This window comes from Pseudomonas sp. NY15437 (assembly GCF_048068435.1).
Taxonomy (GTDB): domain Bacteria; phylum Pseudomonadota; class Gammaproteobacteria; order Pseudomonadales; family Pseudomonadaceae; genus Pseudomonas; species Pseudomonas nitroreducens_B.
Genome location: NZ_JBLUQC010000007.1, coordinates 144,873 through 164,588, shown reverse-complemented (window position 1 = coordinate 164,588; position 19,716 = coordinate 144,873). Strand labels below are relative to the sequence as shown.

The following is a 19,716-nucleotide window of genomic DNA, read 5'->3' as shown; positions in this document are numbered from 1 at the left end:
TGTTGTTCCTGCTCTGCCTTGGAAGCGGATATAAGACCGGATTCCTCTGAGCGAGAGGCCCCGGAATCCAGTGTGCGCCTAGTGCAGACTGAATTTCGGTCCCAATGTCAGGTCAAGGTGGCAGACTAGACTTTCACTCTACAGCTCGAGCATCTCGCGACACCAATATGTCCTTCTGGCCCTTGGGCCGGAATCCAATGAGCGGGTTGAACCGGAATCTGGTGAGCGGCCGTCCTAGAGGTCCGCCTCATGGGCGTTGGCGGGAAATACCGGAATCCTGTGAGCGGTCGAGTAACAGCCTCTGTTGCCGACGTCATGATTACAAAATCTTTTGATTTCAGTGAGATAGAACCGGAATCTCATGTGCGCCCCTGTTTGGCGCAATGCCGGCTACGAAAGCCCAGGTGGCTTATTGCTGACCGGATTCTGATGAGCGCCATGCCTAACCTGGTGGAAGACCATCCCGAGGACCGGAATCCCGTGTACGCCTCCAGGTATTCTGAATTCAATGGACCGGAATTTGGTGAGCGCAGCGGACCTGCTGCCCTGGCGCTTTGGGTCGACCGGAGTTCAATGTCCGACAGGCTTCGATGGTTGGTCTGCAGGCTGCCCTTGCTGGTATGGCGCTCATCTCGTGTCGCCGGCCTGTCGGTCCCCCGCGCGGGGTGTCGAGGGGCGATAGCTGCTGTAGCACCCAGGAGACGCCTGGCTGCTGCTACCTGGAGAGCCTGCCGCCCTGCGGCCCATCACAGGTGATGCTGGGTACTATGCGACCGGAATCTGGTGAGCGGATTGTGCCACGTGGCCACAGGGTCAGCCTGTCTAGAACCGGAAACTGGTGAGCGGGTCTCCGACGAGCCGGAATCCTGTGAGCGTTGTAGCCGGTACCATGCCACGCCTTATACCACCGGATTTCGGTGAGCGCTCACAGGATTCCGGTAATCCAAACCCCGTAACGGGAATGCTTGGCGCCTTATGCTAAATTAGTCTTGAGCAGCTCTAATCAATGGTGCTGCGGGAATATATCCTTGCACCAGGTTTGTCGAGACGGACGAAACACGCAACAGAAGAGAGCCAGCCCATGACCGACTTGAAGCTGACACCTGAAGAAGAACGGCAGGTAGCTGTAGACGACAGGCGTTTCAAGCTGTTGACCAAGTTCGACACCGACTCTGGTCAGGGCGTCCTCCCCTTCACAAATGAGCGGTATTTCGAGCAGTCCAATCCGATCGTCCGCTCCGCGCTGTTCTCTGCAGGCAAAGTCCCGAAGGGCACCTTCTTCAAAGAGTGGACCAAGATCTTCTCCCTGGGGTCGGGTGCCGTTTGGTACCGAGGCCCTGCTCTCACCACCGACCACGAAATAGTCTTCGCCCGCATCATGGTGTTGGCGCGCGGCCGTTCCCTGACCCAATCGGTGCGAGTCCGCCAGGCAGATGTCTGCCGATGGCTCAAACTTGATGACTCCGGAGCCAACTTCAAGAAGGCTCGCAAGATCCTCGATGACCTGGCCGCCGGTGAACTCCGCATCTCTAGCAAACCTGCACTGAAGCGGCTCTACGACCTGCTGACCCGGCCCCCGATCGGGATTCCTGATAGGGATTTCTTCCTGGAGTTCATCAAGAACCGGTACGGCGACCAGATCAAGGAAATCGCTGCGGCCATCGAGCAGGATGACACTGTGGTCGACATCAGCATGCGCTTCCTGACAAACCAGGCGAAGAACCACAAGACTGGCCGTCTGTTGCTGAACCTGGACCCTATTGCAGCGATCTTCTTCGATGGGGTGAACACTACGCTTGTCCCCTTCGAAATCTGGGATCAGCTCGACAAGTACGGGAAGAAGCTTTTGCCCTTCATCGCGTCGCATCGTGACGGGGTCTACCGGCATGGCCTAGACAAATATTTCGGCCTGAGCGGATCGAGCTCCGAATACGGGAAGGTAAAGCGCCGCTTCAAATCCGACCTGAAGAAGCGGTTCGAAGAGTGGGAGAAGAAGTCCTGGATCGAGCCTGGCTGGGTCATCACCAGGAACGACAACGACGAGGAGATGGTTGACGGGCTCAAGATCGGTATGGAAGTGAGGATTCGATCGGAGCTGGAACTGGCCGCTGTCGCCGCTGATAACGCTGATGATCTGGACGACGCGGATGATCTGGAAGATGTGGCGGAAGGCGAACTGGTCTAGCGAGGCGCGGCCAGCTTGCCGCGCCCTGCATTTCAGCGTTTAGGCTGGATCGGCCGATAGGTCGAACTCAAGGCATTCGGAGAGCGAAGTGAACTCCGGCCGCCGGCAGAGCCAGGCCGTGAGAACCGTGTAAGCGCTGGCCAGCGCGACAATCTTGGCCATCGTCTCCTTCTTCTCCCGGCGATTTCGGGAGTTCGCCCGGGCTTGGGATTCGCCCTTGTACTTGGTGTTCACGAAGAGCGACGCCACCAGCATGGCAATCACGGCGTAGAAAACGGATACCAGTGTGATCTTGGCCACCATCGACAGAGTAATGCTCAGCACCCCCTGGTTCGTTCGTACAGACGCGAAAATCGCATAGATCAAGGCGAGCATGGCGCCGGTCAGTCCGACCACGATCGCGAGTTCCTTCGGAAGCTCCAGCCACTTCACCACCCCACCCAAGAAAATGCCGGCTGCTGGTAACAGGTTGGTGATAGCGGCGTCAGTGTAATCGTTGAAGATCACACCAATGCCTTTGTGGTGACGCCACATTGCCCAGGCCGTCAGGATGGCTCCAATGAGCAGCATGTACTTCCAGGCCGGGCTGTTCTTGAACTGCTGCCACCAGGTGAGTTGGGGAGCCGAGTTAACCGGGTTGCTCTGCGGATAGGCTGATGCTGCAGTGTAGGGCGCCGCGCTGATCGGGGAAGTCTGCTGAGCAGCTTGTTGCTGTTGCACTATCGCGGCCTGGGCCTGCTGCTGTGCAAGGGACTGCTGGCGCTCTTCTTCGACTCGAGCCTCGTAGTCGGCCTTAGCCGCGGCTTCTCGTTGCAAGTCGGCCTGCCGCTGTTGTTCGAGCTCTACCTGGCGCTGAGCCTCTATGCGCAGGCTAAGGGCTTCCTGAGGCGCTCTTTCGAGTTCAACAATCCTGTCGCTCAGGGCGTCGTCGAGGCACTTCTGTGTTTGACAGAGGTTGCGTTTTTGTAGCCACTCACGCTGCTTTTGCCTGATTGTGTCCTGACTCTCGGGGATGGCTGTCAGGGCTTCCTTGTAGAGTTTGGCCAGGTACTCATCCCGGCCCGAAAGAAAGCCATCTCGGCAGATTTCCTTCTCTGCGAAGTTTGAAGCCTTGGTGCAGTCGAAACTGGCGGCTGTGGCGTGGATGGCCAGTACGGCCAGAAGAAGCGCGGGTGCGCAGCGAAGCAGTTGCATTGTGATCATCCCTTACCTGTTGATCTTCCGGCGCGAGAGGCCTAACGCCTGTATCGGCTGATGCTTTGATCTTTTGAGTAGCGATCCGAATTCGCGGCCCTATCGGCGCGAGTCGTAGTTCCTGACCACCGCCTGGATAAGGATGTAGGCGCCGAACTCCTCGGCCCCAATGTCCGGATGGCTACCCTTTAGAGCTGGGCTGTTTTTGCTTCCTGGGCGGCTTGGCGCTGGCGCGACTGGTTCGCGCCGGCGTAGCCAGTTGTTGTGCAAGAACTGCCGCTTTGGCCGACTCCGCGGCAGCAACCTGTTGGGCCTCGCTGAGTTGAGCCAAAGCAGTGTCCAGGCGCTGACGCAACTGTTCCAGTTGCTTACCTGCCGCCTTCAACTGCGCGGCGGTCGCCTTGCTTTCTTCGCGTGCATGGTCGACCTCGCGGTGAGCCCTATCTTCCACGCCGCGTACATAGGTCGCAGTAGCCTCCCGCTCCCCGTTCAGTTGCTGCTGCAAAGCCAGCAGCGCTTGGCGCTGGCTGCTGGCTTCCTGCAAGGCCGCTTTCCGCTCCTCAGCAAGCTCTGTACACCGGTTGTGCAGATCGTCCATTTGCTCCTGGCGTTGAACGAGCAGCTGTTCCAGATCAGCCAGGCGGGTCTCGGCCGCGCGTTGTGCCGCCTGCGCGGCCGCCACCTGCTGCCGGGCCTGGGCCTCGGCCTGGCGGATGTCGTTCTCCACCGCCGCGACGCGCAGGCGCTCGGTCTCCAGCAGGCTACGCCGCTCCGCCAGCCCCTGCTCGGCGACGCCATCGGCCAGCAACACCGCTTGCTGCCACACCGCGATAAAGGCCTGCGCCACCTCCGCCGGCAGCGCCGGCAAACGGGTCTCTCCGCGCAAGCGCTGGGCCAGGCGCTCCCACCACTGATCGAGCAAGGCACCGACCCGCGCCGGACTGCCGCGGCCGAGTTCCAGGCGCACCCGCTCCACGGTGGGCCGCTCACCGCGTTCCAGCACCGCATCCGCTGCGGCAAACACGGCCTCTTCTGCTACGCCTATCGCCATCCCCTGCCTCCGGCTATATTAGGTCTGATAAACAAATGTTATCCGACTATAAATCGTTAGAAACCAATAAATAATACGTTGAACGTAATGAATAATACGCCAATCCTTTTGCTTGGCGACAGTGCCCTGCTCGCCACTGATCGCCTCGATGCCGAGGCGCGCGCCGCGGCCGCTGCGTTCGTCGCCGCGGGTACCGCCGCCAACACCGTGCGCAGCTACCGCAGCGCCCTCGCCTACTGGGCCGGCTGGCTGCAGCTGCGCTACGGCCGCGGCCTGGACGCCGGGCCGTTGCCCGACACGGTGGCGGTACAGTTTCTCCTCGATCACCTGGCGCGCCCCGAAGCCGGTGGCTGGGTACATCTCTTACCTGCTGCCATCGACGCGGTCCTGGTGGATGCCGGCATCAAGACCAAGCTCGGTGCGCTGAGTTACAACACCGTGCGCCATCGGTTGGCGGTGCTCGCCAAGTGGCACGCTCTCAAGGACTGGCCCAGCCCCACCGACAGCAAGGCGGTGAAGACTCTGCTTCGTGAAGCACGCAAGGCTCAGGCCCGCCAGGGCGTCAGCGTGCGCAAGAAGACCGCGGCCGTGCGCGAACCATTAGAAGCAATGCTCGCCACCTGCACCGATGGCGTGCGTGGACTGCGCGATCGTGCGCTGCTCCTGCTGGCCTGGAGCGGTGGCGGCCGGCGCCGCTCGGAAGTGGTAACCCTGCAAGTGGGTGATGTGCGGCGATTGGATGCAGATACTTGGCTCTATGCGCTCGGCGTTACCAAAACAGAGACCGAGGGTATACGCCGGGAGAAACCCCTCCGCGGACCGGCGGCCCAAGCGCTGGCAGCCTGGTTGGCGGCGGCGCCGGCCAACACAGGTCCCTTATTTCGCAGGGTCTACCGGGGCGGCCGGGTGGGGACTGAGGCTTTGTCCAGCGACCAGGTGGCGCGTATCGTCCAGCGCCGCGCACAGCTGGCCGGGCTGGAGGGCGACTGGGGGGCGCACAGCCTCCGCTCAGGGTTTGTCAGCGAGGCCGGGCGTCAGGGGGTGTCACTAGGAGAGGTGATGGCCATGACCGAGCACCGCTCAATCGCGACAGTGATGGGATACTTCCAAGCCGGTGAGCTTCTGAAAAGTCGGGCCAGCATGTTGCTTGGTTCTGTAGACTTGTTTGAGAGCGTTGAGGAGTCTGTAATAGACCAACCTGAGGGCCAGGAAACCGTCTCTGATGGTTGACCATGGCCGACGCTAGAAGCCCGTATTCTGAAGGGCTCGGCAGCATCAAAGCGGGCTATCCGCCCCCATCGAATAGAAAGGAAGCCGCACTATGCCGACGAACACGCCGTTAACTCGCAAGATCCCGTCGGGCTACGATGATCAACTGATCGAAATCGACACCTACCAAGAAAAGCACTGGCCGGCGAATCAGCAGTTGGTTGGCGATCGCTTCCCTTTCAATCCCGTCTTACGGGACTGGTTCGACCAAACGCCCAACGACAAGCGCGAGCCGCTTGAGTTAGAGCATTGGTGGGATCTGCCTTTTATCGAGACCGATACCTGGGAAGACCGAGAGTCGCATTTTCGCGCACACCAGGAACGCCTCCGTTCAGAAGGTTTCGACGGCGCATTGACTGTTGACCAGGTGGAGGCAGAGGTGCCAGTGCGCCGGGCTGAATGGTTTAAGGCATGGCCATCAGGCACACGCTACGAGGTGCGTTGCCTGGACGGTGGTGCATGGGATCGCTCCACCAGCTGGGGAATTGTGGCCAGCCTGGAAGAAGCTGTAGCGATGTGCGCAGCGGGGCCCATATGGAGGCGCCAACTGGATGCAATGAGCGATGAGATGCGTGCTGCCCTGGGCATGCCCGTAGTTGCATCCGGCCCCAAGCCCCGCAAGTGACAGCGAACCCTATAGGAACGGAAGGCAAATTTTACAGTGCATGGGTAACCATCGGTGACTGATCACCATTGGTAGTTGATCGATATTTACTGCATACAATAAACAGCACGATGCTGCAATTCGAGCAGAAATGATTAGGACGTGTGTAATGAGCAATGTGAACTGGGTACGGCTTTCGGTGAAATACGACACCGGAAGAAGTTTAATTTTTCCGCCAGTTGAGATGGACGTCAAAGCCTCGCATATTCTTAGCATGCAATCTCTTGAGCCTGATCTAAACGCCAGGTTACAGGGACCTCCACCCTATAAAACTGGAACAGAGGTTGTACTGAATGAGCCTGTCGACTGTTATTCAGACGACGAAAATAGCATCCTGCGCGGGCTTCGCTCACTTATTGTCAATGAGTCTATTGAAGAAATTCGCACCCAAATCAATTCAGGAACTAAGTAAGCCGCGAGTCTAGTATCGTTGGTAGTGATAAACCGACCCACCGTTTCAGTTCTGGCAAAACAGTCCTCCTATTAAATGCCACCAGTTCAAACGATGGGGGCTGGAGGCGCGCCTGGGTTGAGGAAGCTATCAGAGTGCTCCAGACCAGACGACATTCAGTGCGACGGACCGTATTACACCCCTGTGTACTTGGGTGTACTGCAGCCTATCGGGAGTGGCACCTGGTCGGTTTGGAGACGGATACGAGAAAGCCTGATTCCTAGCATTACGGTTGAGGTCTGGCCGGGACTTGATCGGCCACTAGGATGCGATGTCCTCTAAGACTTCCAATCGTTGGCTTTGGCGAGTCTGTCGAAGTCTCTTTCCCATCCCCAACGCCCCCTCGTTTGGACCCAACAGCAGTAATCGAGAAACGACTCGTCACGCTCTTTGATGTTGATATCTTCCCAAGATACAAGCCATACATCCTGCGAGTATCCCTGCCACGCCATCGCCAATGCCAAAGCACCCCAGTGGGAGAGTTCGGGATAAAACTCCGCGAATTTCCTCATGCTTTCGCTTGCCCAGTCCCCCTGCTCCGTCTCGTAGCCGGGCCTCACAAACGTTTTTGCATCAAAGACAAATGACATCATGTTCTCCTTCCTATCACTTACGACCAACCTCCTCCCAACCTTCATCTGCAGTTTTAGAGATTCTCCGCTGCCCCCGTCGCGACCACCAAATCAGACCACATACAACGGCTAGACAGAGTGCAATTGCCCCCACAAAAAATACGTCGTCTTTCATACGTTCTCCATTTCTCGCGCGCGATAACCGCGCCCTTGTATGGCCAGTCATGTTCGGCTGGTCAGGATATCCAATCGGGTCTGAATTCCAACTCATGAATGCTCTCACACACCAATAGTTAACTCCCTCCAAATCAACGGTGAGTTATGACGAAAACTAGCCTAGTGCCAGCGAATCGGATACGGCCGCCCCGACTACTGACACATTAGGGCCATCCAGGGACTCGCGACTTCGCAAGCAAAACGAGTGAGATGGGATACCCCTACGCTCAAACCCGCCACGTCTTTTGGCTCATCTGTAACGGATTGTTGCTTCCTGGAAACTCCGTACCAACGCCTGGGTCTGTACTGGCAAGCCGCTACCTCCGCAACCTGCATCCGGCCCGGAAGACGGCTCTTGTCTCTGGCCAGATCGAGGAGCTCGATCCACCACCAGCCCTTCACGCTTACCCCAACCCTTCCGTTTTGACTGGCGCCAATGCCTCAAATCAGAGGCGTGCGCCGATTAGTGTCCCTGGATGACGAGTCGATCTCGTAAGGAAACTCCATGAAGCTCAAGGTTGCTCTGCTGGGTGCATTTCTTCTGTCTTCCCCGGTTTATCACGCAGTGGCGGATAGCTGCCGCGAGAACATCCTCGGTGGGTACGATTGCACGTACGACGACGGCACCACTTCCACCAGCCGATCGAACATCAAGGGTGGCTACGACACCACTTACAGTGACGGTCGCACTTCCACCAGTTCAGCAAACATCAAGGGAGGCCTGGATACAAACTTCAGTGACGGTACCTCGGCCTCCAGCAGTGCAAATATCAAAGGTGGCTTCGACACCAACTACAGCGACGGTCGAAAATCGAGCAGCAGCTCGAACATCAAAGGCGGCTACGACACCACTTACAGCGACGGAGGCAACTCCAGCAGCAACGCAAACATAGTCGGTGGGCAGGACACCGATAACCAGAGCCACGATGGGAGCCGCTGGTAAGCGCCAGGTCGTTCAGGGCCGACGGTGCGGAGCCAATCTGCCCCGTCGTTGAGCTTCTGGCACGCAGCCTCCTGAGATGAAATGACGACTCATCTCAGGAGGCCCTAACAATGGCTCACTCAATCGCAACCCCTGGCCGGAAGTGGATTCCAGCCGCAAAAGATCCAGCGCTGACCGCTACCAACGGAGACGAGTCGGTCAGCGGGTTCTACACCAAACGGGCCGGCGGGATTCTGTTCTATGGCCTGGATGGGCAACCCTTCGCCTTCTTGGTGGCGAACAAGCACCGGGAGCGGTTCTTTGTGACTGCCCATCAAACCGTGGAGGGGCTCCGGTACATGTTCTGCACTACGCATTGCTCCGATCGAATGCTGGGCATCGAGGGTATGAGCTACCGGGAAAAGCAGCAGCTGGCTGAGTCCATCGTCGACGAGCTTGAATCGCGCCTCGTTCACGAGTGCTTGCGCAAGGAAGGATTCACTTTCGAGCAGTTCGTAGAGATGGCCAACAGGAAGCCGACGTGCGCAGCTGCGCTTGATGCATTCTATTCCGCAGGACTGACAGCTGATCGCAGAGGGATAGAGGAAGATGGGTACTTCCTTGGCACAGCCCTCGCCCGGACCATGCTGCTAAACGCGGGCTATGAGTGGGTAGATGGGCTTTGGGTGGTCGCGTCCAGGGCTGCGGCTTGACCGCATATTTGTTTTATCTCCGTTGCTCCAAGCAACATCTGACCGATCCCCAGGTTGGCGTACCTTCCAACCTGGCGGTCGGCAACGTAGAGGCAGCTTTGGGAGGTCCCCTGTAGGGCATTTAGGGACACCATTACTTCCTCGCTCGCAAAGGCTACACAGGCCAGGTGTTCGTGCTTTTCGTCGCTGAACAAGGCCTCAGCGAAAATCTCCAGCACGTTCGTGGTGCTCGTTGATGCACGGAGAAACTCCTCACGGCTCCAGCCTTCGAGCTTGAGGATAAGGCAGCCAGGTCTGGTCCCGGTCATTTGGTTTCGGATGGCTTTCTTGGCCGTGTCCCAGAGTTTCCGGAACAGATCGTTCCTCCGCTGACTGCAGACTTCGATAACCACTCCGGCGCTCCCTATACATGTGCCACCTCGGAATCCCACTGGCCGCCCCATCTCAAGCATGGCGTACTGAAGCAGCGCCGTTCGCTTTAGATTTGGATCAGCCATCTCCGTCAGGAAGACTGGACTCCCACGCTGAACCTCCAGGATCACTCCACCAGGGGTAGAGGAGGCACCTGAAGTTAGGGACGACTGAATCTCGCCGGCGAGCTGATCCAAAGCCTCGATCCTCGTGGGGAGACGGCTCGGGACCACAACACGAAGCAGAAGAGCCTCGCCTTGAACAGCCTCAGCGATCACCAGAGGCAGTATTCGATAAAGGAAGGCCATCGTTTCGGACTGTGTGATTCGACGACCCTTATCACGAGAGTTGGATTTGCACTCAACTTCGATAGGAGTCGGGGTCAATCCCGAAGCCAGGATGTCGAAAGTCTCAGGACCGGAGCTTTCATCGGGCCACGATATGGAAGCCCCTTGGCGTGACAGTTGAATCGCAGCAAGGTGCTCGATTCGCATGGCTCGCATGTCACGGCTGTTTTTGAACGCACCTCTCACGCGGCCGATGTAACCCCGAGTTCCTCTGTCATCCAGGGCGTTCTCCACCATGTCGCAAACCTGAGCAGCGAAATTCATGGCCTCTTGTACCTTCGGCCAAGCTGGATGAAACCGTCGGCTCATCTGGTACTGGTCGAAGAACGTCAAGCCAAAGGCTTCGATGTTTTCCTGCTCAATCTGAGGCCGTGTGAGTGGGTTTTCCAGGATCTGCAGCTGCAGATCCTGGGTCGCCTTTATCCATGGCTTTCCGCCGAGCAGCTTAACGAACCGCTCGTAGATTTCCGGAAATGCGTCTTCCCTGAGTTCGGTTATCACAGGAAGCCTCTACTCAGCGCCTGAAATGGTAGTTGCCGTTGTTGGCAGGATGCGGAATCGGGCTGGCCTGTACAACATTTTTCACACCTACGACGTACGGCCTCCATCCGAAGCTCCCACTCGGCGTCCTCAGCTTCATCGTACACACCGCTTTCGATCTCTTCATGGAGAACCGATACCTGCGACTACAGAGCGTCCATTAGTGCTCAGGATTCACGTCGGAGCCGTCGTGCGGTACTTTGCGATCCGAATGGACAAGGAGTGTGACGATGGTAAAGCGAGGCCCTGCGACGGACTTCGAACTTCGCGTAGAAGGTGTATGCAAGTTCAGCTACGGGCTTTCCCGCGAAGCCTTGCCTCTTGCGAGAGAGGCTGGTTGCCACCTGGCGATCTGGGGAGGCGACGGCGCGCCGGCAACTGCCGGTGATGCACTTGAGCAGCTTCGGAGAGCAGCCTCTGATCTCAAGGCTCGGTCGGATTACTTCAAGGGTCTGGACCCTCAGCTCGGGGCTGAGTCCTATGAATCGCTCATAATGATGATCGGCATCTTTGAATGGGCGTGTACGTGCTGGCCGCACGCAGAAATCCGGTATTTGAACAGCCTTCCCTCCGAATCGGACTCCTCCAATGCTTGAGTTGAGGGAGCACTCGTCCTCACGGTACGCCAAACGGACCTGGGAAAATGCCACCAGCGCGGACCTTACTGTCGCTTTCGCTGAGGACTTCACTTCGCCTGGCGAACTGCTGACAAAACGCGCCGCGGGGGATGCGTACGTGGCCATCCCGCTTTCCACCCCACCAGTTGATGCTGCGAAGCTGCTCAGTGAGGCCGCATCTGCTCGGGCGGCCAACTCGCTCAACGTCGCCGGCAATGGCATTTGCACATTGGCCCGACATGGCTGGACCCAGGAAGCCGTGAACAGCTGGGTCTTTCAGGTCATGCGGGCGGTGATTCAGGAACATCCCATCCGGTTCGTGAGGTCTGGAGGGCAGACAGGTGCCGATATCGCCGGCCTGGTTTCTGCTCACGCGCTGGGCATCGGTTGCTTGGGACTTTTCCCAAAACGGTTCCTGCAGCGTGGGTTGGACAACGTCGACGTGCGTAGGACAGCCGAGGAACTTCTCGCGGACATAGAGCGGTGGGTCCTGGCATTAAGGGGGCAATAACCGCTCTGGACTGGGCCGATTCAGGTTCGAGCCATTTCTGCTCGGGAGTGCATGGCTGCGACACTGAGGTGCGCATCAAAGACTGACAACTCACCGCCGCACAGGGAATAGCCTTTGGCGACGAGGATATCGAGCAGCTTCCGATTGAGGATCGACTGCACGTAAACCGCCAGGCCATATTCCAAAGCAGCCTGCTCTGCACGTTCCAGGAACCTGGAGAAGTGCCCTTGCCCCCTAGCCTCTTCATCCCGGATCTCGACGTCGGCTAGGTCGAGAGTCCACTGCATAGTCCCTTCGATCAACCTTCCTGCGATTCGGGCATAGACCATCAGCTCGCCAAACTCGAAGCGTTCGCGCGCGCCCAGTGACTTGCCTGCGTTTGCGCTGACGAAGTCCTCTAGAGCCTGGTAGTCGTCATTCATCGGGCAAAAGCTCAAGGAGGTGGGTGACATAGCGGCCACCGATCGAGATGGGTTTCAGGTCTGCCTTGAATCGAGCCCTGATCGCAGTGGGCTCCCCCCCGGATTCAATAGGATTCAACCTTTGGGCAAGTGCCTCGAAGACGCTGTACTCGGCATCAAGCTCGAATATCGGGAAAGGTTTGCACTCCATGCCGTGCCCCATAGGGCCGCCCTTGTTCCCCAGTACGGTCACGCTAGCCACCCGATTGCCGTCGGCTACGAACCACCTGCAGCTGACCACAACGGCTTCGAGGGTGATCTGCAGCCCGGCCTCACTGAGTAAGTGGATGGTCGAATGGGGAGTTTGGGGAGAGTCTGAAGGCATGTGACGCAAGTCCATCTTGAGTAGGTCTAGACGCAGTAGGCGTCGTAGCATAGATGCAGTAATAGACCTATGCTACGACCCGGTCAGGCATCTAGCGAGCCCGTGTTCTCAGCCCATTTAGCTGCCACACATCGAAGCATTTCGCTCCTGGAATCCAGCCTCCTCACTTGAGCCTTACCCCATCTACCCCGCCGTTATTCTTCCGGTGAACCTCAAGCCAGGGAGAACACATGGAATTCGCGCACGCGCTACAGGCCGACGGATCGATAGTTCAGGTCCGCGCCGATGGGGTGGCTATCGGCACCGCTGACACTGATCGCAAACTTCTCCACCTCCTTCCCAAGCTCCTCCTCGACGATCCGACGGCGTTGCGACTCGAACTCCGCTCCGTACGACTGGAGATCCTCGCCGACGTCGAAGGGTTACATCCCTCTGGCGGCGTGGTAATTCGCCAGCCCTACCCTAATCCCCTGTTCTTGGTCGGCGGTTCAGCGACGAACCGTAATGGGTGGTGTGTGCCGGCGGAGAACCTCCCGAATGACTTCCAAGTCGAGTTTCGTTGGACCTTCGAGCGGCTGCTGCCGGGGGGCACCGACTGGGTGGTCCGCCATCTCATTCGAATTCGGCTCCTACCTGGGGAGAATCGGACGTATACGATGACCGTCTCGAATTGGCGGCAACGAGGGGGCGCTGTCTCGAACATGTACCGTTACGCGATGGCGTTCCTGAAGCCTTCGCTGTTAAGACCCGAGCACTGGTCCGGCCGGCCCAGCCTGGCCGTTGAAGTGCTCAGTGACGGATCTCAGGGCGTGCTCTATCGCGAGGAGCTGGATATCCCATCTATCCCCTATGAGGAGGCAACGGGTATCCACCAGTACCAGGAGCTGCAGCTGCACGAGCATGTTCATCGACGTGCAGATGAGCTCTCGACATTCTTCGAGGAACACATGGCGAACGGCACTCTGCAGATGCCTGCTCGAGTGCTGGTGGAGGCAATCGAGCTGGCGCGAACAGTGCCTTACCAGATGAGTCGGTATGTAGGGGCGACACCAGGGAGCGAAGGCGATTGTTCAGGCCAGCTTGAGGCCCACCCCGCGCTTCGCTTCATTTGCGAATGGTGGAACACACACCGCACCCCTGAGGAGAATGAGCTACCTGCGGCGATGGTCATGCCCTATGTTCGGGTCCAGGATAACGAAGTCTACTGGTGCGGTAACTTGGAAACGCCTAAGACCCCGATAAAGGACATGGGCTGTGTGGCTTCCTCCTCCGCGACCTGCGGAGGTTCTGTTCTCCTGCATTTCATGGCGTCGGTGAAGCAGAGCAAGTATCCCGAGGGTTACCTCGACATCCTCTGCCTCGATGGAACTGAATGGGTAGAGGTGTCTATCACCCGTGACGAGGTGGCCAGAGGAGAATACGACGAAGCCTACTTCTGCCTTGACGCACTTGCTGGATTCCCGAGCAACTTCCCAACGGCTTACCAAGATCTCTGCAACGCAGCTCAGCTGTGATCGCAGGTGTGGCGGGCCAGATGGCCCGCCATCCCTTCTCAAAGGCTCTCTACAACGACTTCCAGATACCCGGCGGACTTCTCCGTCGTGGTATGACCACAATGCGGGCATTCAAGAGTCCATCGATCCCTATCCCCTAATGCCTTCGGGCTGTATTCGCGCACGGTGTATTGCTCACCACAGGCCCGGCATTCAAGTTGAAAGTCCTCATGCATAGCTGATCTCCAGTGAAGGTTTAAGCCTGGTCTGATGACCAAGCCTTGACCCTTTACAGTTTTCCGAACGGAGGTCTTTCATCTCCGGTCTAGAGCTATGCTTGGATACCGAAAACAGGATTCAGCCCAATGTGTTCGCACTACGAATCGCCTACGTCTGAGCGGATTTTGGCGGGCTACGGTGTAGCTCCAACCGATCAGTTCAAGATCGATCTATTCCCCTGCTACGAGGGCCCCTTCATTCGTCTGCGCGATGCAGAAAGCGTTGATGGGGGCGAATCAGAATTGGAAGCGCTGGTAGGTCAATTCGGGCTTCTTCCCCACTGGGCCAAGGATCGTACGCTGGGGCGTAGCACCTACAATGCCAGGAGCGAGACGGTAGCAACCAAGAACTCATTCCGTTCGGCCTGGCGGAAAGCCCAGCACTGCATTATTCCGGCGGCGGCTATCTACGAGCCCGACTGGCGTACCGGGAAAGCAGTTCCGACCCGAATCTCTCGGGTTGACGGTGGGGTCATGTCGATCGCAGGCCTCTGGGAGCACTGGAGAACGCCGGAAGGCAACGATCTATTTTCCTACTCGATGCTGACCCTCAACGCCGCTGACCACGAACTCATGAGGAACTTTCATAAGCCTGACCAGGAGAAGCGGTCAGTCGTGATCCTCCCCAACGGTCTCATCCACGACTGGCTGCGGGCCACGCCCGAACAGAGTATGGAGTTCGTGCGCCTCTATCCTGCAGATCGGCTGCAGGTAGAAATATCAATCTCCTGACCCGTCTCTGCTCCAGGTGTCCCTGAAGCAGCTGATTTGCTATTGGGAATTCTTGCGCCCGGATTTTTAAACCCGAACCTGCACAATTTCTGCACCGTTCTAAACTATAGCGCAAGCATAAGATGCGACTCTTGGGAATTAAGAGAATCGAACATGAAAATTCTATTGTACTTCTTAGGCTCGTTCGTACTATTCGCAGCAAGTGGCTATGCGATCGGGACGAAATATGCTTACGATAAGAACGTTATCGCCGCTAGAATTGCAAATAGCTCTACCATCGAGCTTCGTGCTGATAATAAATTAATTTTAACATATCGGGATGAAAACGGTGCACCGCTTTGGAGTCAAAATCTTATAGACAATAAAGGCGGTTTTAGTGATGTGCATGCATTGGAACTATCATTAACGCCACGGGTTGCTGAGGCAAAAAGTGAGTTGCTCATAGCATTCCTCGGCGGCGGTTTATCGCTTACAGGGGCAGGCGTTTACAAGTTTCTTGCATCAAATTCATCTTTTCAAGATTGGCGCATCAAGGCAGCAATATTCGTTGGTGGGGCTACCGGCTATTCAGTCGGCTATTGGATTGCAGTTCACACTGTGGACAACGACTCTCCAGAAGTGCTTGATTTTTTGACAAAAAAAGAGAATCAAAATCTCGTTAAGCGCTTGGTTTTTGTATCGATGGTAAAAAACGGGGGGCTTTCTGGGGAAGATGATAGCAAAAGCCTTGTGGCAACTTCGAAAAAAATGACTTTTGAGTGCGGTTCAAAAAGCAGAGTTGACTGTTATTCAGAAAGCCCTGAGTTTCAAGAGATAATAAAAGAAACTGCTGGAAGACAGGAGCTAATCCAGCAAGCAGTCGAAAGGCTAAGTTCCGACGACTACATCATTGAAGGCAGAGACTTCCTTGGGTTTTTCATATAATCCATTCGTGAAGAACGCAATAAAAATAGTGGGCAGATCTATTTCTGCACTAGAGGCCACTTTGGTGAATGTCCCCGGCCTCCAATATTCTTTGACCGTTCCTGCTTCTCGCTGATCCGTGCCCACCGGAATTTGAGCACCCTGCTTTTGCGCTCGGTTTCCAGCGACGGGCCTTACGCTTCAGGCTCAAATCTTTGAGCTGGAGCTGCTATGTCCCCCGATTTTTTTAAGCGTGCCGCCCAATGGATCGTTGGCGAAGACACCGGCCTTTCCTCGATCTCGATCTGGGCCCACATGATGGGCGTAGTGCCTGAGGACGGCTTCACCTCGCCGAGCGACCCGAGTGACCTTGGGCGCTGCCTACGGCTGCTCCGCTCCTTCCCAGAGTGGAATCAGCGGATCGCGGAGATGGCCGACTGCGGCCATGGTTGGCGGGCTATTGCTCCTCACTGGCGTGAGCTGGAGCAGCTGATGGCAGATGAAGTCGGTATCGACTGGAGCAAAGGCAATGCTGCCCCGCGCACGTGGGCGCGGATGCGAGCTCTACTCAACCCTGTCAAAGCGTGATTCATCGAGCCGCTTCTGGCACACACGCAGACCGCTGATCCTGGCATGGAGATCAGCAGGCCTGCGGACCTGCTCCAACGAACAGGCTGGCCCCAGCGGCCGCGAGTGAAAACCATGCGTAGCAACAGGCTGAAGCACAAAGTCAGCGCCCCCGGCCAGGGGGAACTTTTCGCGGTTGAGCAGATCGCGAACATCTACAAGGCGAATCCCGATCAACCGCTCACCAACCAGGCTCTCTACGAAATCATCTCGAACCAACTCGGCGTCTCGAAGGAAGTGATGAACGAGCGGGTGCCGGTGGGAGCCAGTGGTGCCAAGCACAGCCTCGTGCAACGAGCGGTACGTTTCTGCCAGCAATCGCTCAAGGCTTTGGGCGTGATCGAGCGTGTACATGGAGAGCGTGGTGTCTGGCGGCTGACTGAACCGGAGAAGCGGAGCCTCAACGCAGCGAAACGCGGGGTCAAGGTCCTTGGATTTCGCACTGACCTTGGCATCTCGATTTGGGGGGCTAGTGGTGACGCATTCAAGAACCTGACAACCCCAGTGGTGCTGGCTTTCGGCAGTCCGCCCTTTCCGCTCCGGCGAGAACGCGCGTACGGAAATCCACACGAAAGAGCAATTGTGGATTTCATCTGCAGCACCCTTGAGCCGATCGTGGAGGCCCTCGCCGACGAAGGGAGCCTGTGCCTGAACGTGTCTGGAGATTGCTTCATTGAAGGACTGCCGGCGCGATCTACCTACATTGAGCGCTTGGTGCTCGAGGTGTGCGATCGATTTGGGCTGTACCTCATGGATCGACTGATTTGGCAGAACCCCTCTAAGGCTCCGGGCCCGGTGCAGTGGGCAAGCAAGACTCGCCAGCAACTGAATGTTTCCTATGAGCCAATCCTCTGGTTCTGCAAGGACCCGTTGAAGTGCAAGTCGAACAACCGCCGCGTCCTTCAGCCGCACTCGGATCGAAACCTAAAGCTGATCCAGGGCGGCGGCGAGAAGCGCCACACAAATTACGGCGATGGCGCATACCGCTTGCGGCCGGGCTCATTCAGCAATGCGACTGCTGGGACCATCCCGAGGAACGTCATTACCCGCGGCCACCGTTGTGCGTATGGCACACAGCACCGCAAGGCGGCTGAAGCCCTGGGCCTGCCAACCCATGGGGCACCTATGCCGCTTTCCATCCCCGAATTCCTGATCCAGTTCTTGACCGAAGAAGGCGATCTTGTCCTTGATCCATGGGCGGGGCGGAACATGACGTCGCTCGCGGCCGAACTGTTGGGACGAACCTGGATGTCCGGGGAATTGATGCTGCAACACATCCGCACCGGTGCCGAGCTGTTCCGTGGGCGACCAGGGTTTTGGTTGAACCCGCAGATTGCCGCTGCCTTCAACGGCTGATCCGAGACGAAGGACCTTCGATTTCTATTTGTGACCGTTTTGGGGGCGGATTAAGCCACACAGGCCCTTTTCGCAACTCGATCATGTGGTTGCACATCCCAACCACGGAGTTTTTGCAATGCGTACCACCTCGACCAAAATCCTTCGCGTGATTCTGGACAGCCTTGGCCTGCCGGCCTCACTCAGACACTTTCTTGCCGAGAGCCCAGACCTGAAATTCAGCCCCGAGGGCCGCTCAAGGACAATCGACATCACCGATGTGGCTTGTTGGCACCAATGGGGCAAGGGTAACCATGCGATCGGCAGCTGGCGGACAGCGGGTGAGTTGCTCGGCTGGCGTAAGGAGGGGCCCGAGTTCTGCAGCTACCGTCTGACAGTCGAGGCGCTGGCGCGACTGGGTACGAGCGAGGTTGTGGAGGACTGGGAGTCTGAGATTCAGGACGTTGAGGGGCTTGCAGCGTCCAAAGCTGACCTCGCGGCGTTCTCCACCCTAGACGAGATGGCAGTTCAGCGTGTCAGCTACCTTGTCGGAGAGGTGAGTCAGCAGAATCTTGAGGCAAGCCTGGGCTGGCCAGGGGTCGCGATTCTTCACCAGAACCAAACGCGGGACCATCTCGCCTATCACCAGTGGGATCGTAGGTTGTTTCTGTGCAACTCCGACGGTTCGCATCACTTCGTTGCTGGTCGCTACCTGGCGTCCCGGCTTGGAGTGAAAGTACCCCTGAAGGCCAATCTGCACATCCACCGGATCTCTCCGCAGGCTGTTGCCGCCCTGGTGGACGACTACCAGATATTCGCACTGTCAGACGATCCATCTGCTTTTGTGCAGTTCCATGAAGCAATGAGGAGCTACCGTGCAGGCTACCTCTGGATCGATCTTCCCAGGCCCTACACTGGCGGCCGCGCGGTTTTCCTTCCACGGACGGACCATCGGTCCATGAAAGTTGCTTCCCTGCTACGCGAAGAGGGGCACGGCGATCTTGGCGCTCACCTAAGGGACCTCGCCCGGATCGAAGTCCCTTTTCAGGGCGGACAGCAATCCGTCTCGGTGGGCGTCGAAGCAGGAAGCGTCGGCTCTGTTGCGTGAGTTCCCTTGGTGGCCGAGGTTAACCCTGCCCGCTGACCAGCCCTGACCTCAGGGCTTGATCAGCTCTGGCAGGCAATCACGGTACCGCATCTGGATTTTCTTCATGGGCTCGACGCACTGCGGATCGCCGGTGAGGATTGCGGCCAGCATGCCTGTCATGGTCAGCAGGCCGTTCGAGCTCTGAATGATCTGCAGCACCAAGGGCATTGGATGGCCTTCCGCGTGCCGTTGAAGCGGGTGTATGCCGCTGTGCACGTACGAGTTCATCGCTCCCCAGGTGAGGTCCTTGAACTGCACCAGCATGATCGAGGCCTCTGGCGGAGCCTTTTTCGTCACGGCTTCGATCATCTCGCTGACGGAGGGAAGGTTCTTTGCCCTCTGCTCTGACTCAGTTGTCAGAGGGCTGAGCAGCTTTTCTACCGCCAGCTCCGGTGCGGCCCAATGCACCCAAAATGCCCTGGTAAGCGCTTCAAACTGGAGCCGCATCATCGAGGCCGCGGACGTTGGGCACCCTGCTGTGTAGAGCGCGCGCAGCGCATGTGCATGTTCCATTGCCAGGCCGCAGGCCATCATCGCTGCCAAGAAGCGATCGCCCGGGTAGACCGGGGTACCCCCTACGATTGAGAGGATCTCTGCCTCCAACTCAGCTGAGCGAGCGAGCATTTTTTCGAGAGCGGGGTCGGTCATCCGTGACAACTCAGTGGGAGATGGGCCTTGGATTCTTGCACAGGCTCCCTCCCGAATCTGCCCTACGGTTCCCAACCGCAGCACTGTTTGTCCCCCCGGTTCTG

The 19,716-nt window shown here is 57.6% G+C and carries 20 protein-coding genes; 13 read left to right on the top strand and 7 right to left on the bottom strand.

The window, feature by feature from the left end; translation table 11 throughout:
- The first annotated feature begins 1,081 nt into the window (after positions 1-1,081).
- Positions 1,082-2,185, top strand: coding sequence for a TrfA (locus ACNFIA_RS17590; RefSeq protein WP_416787105.1), 1,104 nt, complete (start codon positions 1,082-1,084; stop codon positions 2,183-2,185).
- A gap of 39 nt (positions 2,186-2,224) precedes the next feature.
- Here the strand turns inward: ACNFIA_RS17590 and ACNFIA_RS17585 are convergent, their stop codons facing one another.
- Both ACNFIA_RS17585 and ACNFIA_RS17580 read right to left on the bottom strand, forming a co-directional pair.
- On the bottom strand, positions 2,225-3,379 hold the full coding sequence (locus tag ACNFIA_RS17585) for a hypothetical protein (RefSeq protein WP_416787103.1): 1,155 nt from the start codon (positions 3,377-3,379) through the stop codon (positions 2,225-2,227).
- Between the two features lie 181 nt (positions 3,380-3,560).
- The gene (locus ACNFIA_RS17580; protein ID WP_416787100.1) at positions 3,561-4,430 is read right to left on the bottom strand and encodes a DNA-binding protein; all 870 of its coding nucleotides are present in this window, start codon (positions 4,428-4,430) and stop codon (positions 3,561-3,563) included.
- 87 nt (positions 4,431-4,517) lie between these two features.
- Here ACNFIA_RS17580 and ACNFIA_RS17575 point away from each other — a divergent pair, with 87 nt between their 5' ends.
- The 3 genes from ACNFIA_RS17575 to ACNFIA_RS17565 all read left to right on the top strand — a co-directional run bounded on the left by ACNFIA_RS17575 (position 4,518) and on the right by ACNFIA_RS17565 (position 6,775).
- Positions 4,518-5,660, top strand: coding sequence for a tyrosine-type recombinase/integrase (locus tag ACNFIA_RS17575; protein WP_416787440.1), 1,143 nt, complete (start codon positions 4,518-4,520; stop codon positions 5,658-5,660).
- A 91-nt stretch (positions 5,661-5,751) separates the two neighbouring features.
- Positions 5,752-6,324, top strand: coding sequence for a hypothetical protein (locus ACNFIA_RS17570; protein ID WP_416787098.1), 573 nt, complete (start codon positions 5,752-5,754; stop codon positions 6,322-6,324).
- Between the two features lie 148 nt (positions 6,325-6,472).
- Positions 6,473-6,775, top strand: coding sequence for a hypothetical protein (locus ACNFIA_RS17565; protein ID WP_416787096.1), 303 nt, complete (start codon positions 6,473-6,475; stop codon positions 6,773-6,775).
- Positions 6,776-7,092: 317 nt separating this feature from the next.
- On the opposite strand, the gene ACNFIA_RS17560 is transcribed toward ACNFIA_RS17565, so the two are convergent.
- On the bottom strand, positions 7,093-7,407 hold the full coding sequence (locus ACNFIA_RS17560; RefSeq protein ID WP_416787093.1) for a hypothetical protein: 315 nt from the start codon (positions 7,405-7,407) through the stop codon (positions 7,093-7,095).
- Between the two features lie 700 nt (positions 7,408-8,107).
- On the opposite strand from ACNFIA_RS17560, the gene ACNFIA_RS17555 reads away from it, so the two are divergent.
- Positions 8,108-8,545, top strand: a complete 438-nt coding sequence (locus tag ACNFIA_RS17555) for a hypothetical protein (protein ID WP_416787091.1) — start codon at positions 8,108-8,110, stop codon at positions 8,543-8,545.
- A 110-nt stretch (positions 8,546-8,655) separates the two neighbouring features.
- Positions 8,656-9,237 (top strand): hypothetical protein, encoded by a 582-nt coding sequence (locus ACNFIA_RS17550; protein WP_416787088.1) that lies wholly within the window; start codon positions 8,656-8,658, stop codon positions 9,235-9,237.
- Here the strand turns inward: ACNFIA_RS17550 and ACNFIA_RS17545 are convergent.
- Positions 9,186-10,496 carry a hypothetical protein gene (locus ACNFIA_RS17545; RefSeq protein ID WP_416787086.1) on the bottom strand — a complete coding sequence of 437 codons (1,311 nt, stop codon included), beginning with the start codon at positions 10,494-10,496 and terminating at the stop codon, positions 9,186-9,188. The two genes, ACNFIA_RS17550 and ACNFIA_RS17545, sit on opposite strands and share 52 nt — an antisense overlap.
- Positions 10,497-11,123: 627 nt before the next feature.
- On the opposite strand from ACNFIA_RS17545, the gene ACNFIA_RS17540 reads away from it, so the two are divergent.
- The gene (locus tag ACNFIA_RS17540) at positions 11,124-11,663 is read left to right on the top strand and encodes a hypothetical protein (RefSeq protein WP_416787083.1); all 540 of its coding nucleotides are present in this window, start codon (positions 11,124-11,126) and stop codon (positions 11,661-11,663) included.
- Between the two features lie 20 nt (positions 11,664-11,683).
- Here ACNFIA_RS17540 and ACNFIA_RS17535 read toward each other — a convergent pair whose 3' ends face one another.
- Positions 11,684-12,085 carry a hypothetical protein gene (locus ACNFIA_RS17535; protein ID WP_416787080.1) on the bottom strand — a complete coding sequence of 134 codons (402 nt, stop codon included), beginning with the start codon at positions 12,083-12,085 and terminating at the stop codon, positions 11,684-11,686.
- Positions 12,078-12,464, bottom strand: coding sequence for a hypothetical protein (locus ACNFIA_RS17530; RefSeq protein ID WP_416787078.1), 387 nt, complete (start codon positions 12,462-12,464; stop codon positions 12,078-12,080). The genes ACNFIA_RS17535 and ACNFIA_RS17530 overlap by 8 nt, the downstream gene beginning before the upstream one ends.
- A gap of 215 nt (positions 12,465-12,679) precedes the next feature.
- On the opposite strand from ACNFIA_RS17530, the gene ACNFIA_RS17525 reads away from it, so the two are divergent.
- The 6 genes from ACNFIA_RS17525 to ACNFIA_RS17500 all read left to right on the top strand — a co-directional run bounded on the left by ACNFIA_RS17525 (position 12,680) and on the right by ACNFIA_RS17500 (position 18,925).
- On the top strand, positions 12,680-13,963 hold the full coding sequence (locus ACNFIA_RS17525) for a hypothetical protein (protein ID WP_416787076.1): 1,284 nt from the start codon (positions 12,680-12,682) through the stop codon (positions 13,961-13,963).
- A 344-nt stretch (positions 13,964-14,307) separates the two neighbouring features.
- The gene (locus tag ACNFIA_RS17520) at positions 14,308-14,952 is read left to right on the top strand and encodes an SOS response-associated peptidase (RefSeq protein ID WP_416787073.1); all 645 of its coding nucleotides are present in this window, start codon (positions 14,308-14,310) and stop codon (positions 14,950-14,952) included.
- 153 nt (positions 14,953-15,105) lie between these two features.
- Complete coding sequence (locus ACNFIA_RS17515) at positions 15,106-15,876, top strand: hypothetical protein (RefSeq protein ID WP_416787070.1); 771 nt, start codon at positions 15,106-15,108, stop codon at positions 15,874-15,876.
- A gap of 210 nt (positions 15,877-16,086) precedes the next feature.
- Positions 16,087-16,443 carry a hypothetical protein gene (locus ACNFIA_RS17510; protein WP_416787068.1) on the top strand — a complete coding sequence of 119 codons (357 nt, stop codon included), beginning with the start codon at positions 16,087-16,089 and terminating at the stop codon, positions 16,441-16,443.
- 114 nt (positions 16,444-16,557) lie between these two features.
- On the top strand, positions 16,558-17,838 hold the full coding sequence (locus ACNFIA_RS17505; protein WP_416787066.1) for a DNA methyltransferase: 1,281 nt from the start codon (positions 16,558-16,560) through the stop codon (positions 17,836-17,838).
- Between the two features lie 118 nt (positions 17,839-17,956).
- The gene (locus ACNFIA_RS17500) at positions 17,957-18,925 is read left to right on the top strand and encodes a DUF6685 family protein (RefSeq protein WP_416787063.1); all 969 of its coding nucleotides are present in this window, start codon (positions 17,957-17,959) and stop codon (positions 18,923-18,925) included.
- Positions 18,926-18,973: 48 nt separating this feature from the next.
- On the opposite strand, the gene ACNFIA_RS17495 is transcribed toward ACNFIA_RS17500, so the two are convergent.
- On the bottom strand, positions 18,974-19,612 hold the full coding sequence (locus tag ACNFIA_RS17495; protein ID WP_416787061.1) for a DUF6988 family protein: 639 nt from the start codon (positions 19,610-19,612) through the stop codon (positions 18,974-18,976).
- Positions 19,613-19,716 lie beyond the last annotated feature (104 nt).